At 71.8% G+C, this 483-nt stretch carries 1 pseudogene; it reads left to right on the forward strand.

Annotated features, from left to right (window positions below):
- Positions 1 to 467: pseudogene (locus tag F3J14_RS35215) on the forward strand (hypothetical protein); the annotation flags it as partial.
- Between the last annotated feature and the right edge of the window lie 16 nt (positions 468 to 483).

The raw sequence follows: 483 nt of genomic DNA on the forward strand, positions 1-483 counted from the left end.
TGCACGAGGACATCCGGCTGTCGCTCGCGGGTTTCGCGGCGATCGCCGTGCTGCTGCTGATCGCGCTGCGCTCGCCGCGCCGCGTCGTGCGCGCGCTCGCGCCGCTCGTCGCGGCCGTGTTCGTGGTGACGGCCGGCTTCGCGCTCGCCGGCGTGCCGCTGACGATCCTGCACCTCGTCGGGATGCTGCTGATCGTCGCGGTCGGCTCGAACTATGCGCTGTTCTTCTGCAAGCGCGACGACGCGCAACCGGTCACGCCGTACACGCTCGTATCACTGCTGATCGCGAACCTCGCGACGGTCGCCGGCTTCGGCCTGCTCGCGCTGTCGCGCGTGCCGCTGCTCGAAACCTTTGGGCTGACCGTCGGCCCCGGCGCGATGCTCGCGCTGGCGTTCGCGGCGATTCTCGCGCCGCGCGCCGCGGCCGCGAACGGCCGCCCCCATGATCCGACAGGAGCTCGCGCATGAACGCGCCGTCATCCGT

It is taken from the genome of Burkholderia sp. Tr-862, from assembly GCF_011753085.1.
Taxonomy (GTDB): Bacteria; Pseudomonadota; Gammaproteobacteria; order Burkholderiales; family Burkholderiaceae; genus Burkholderia; species Burkholderia ambifaria.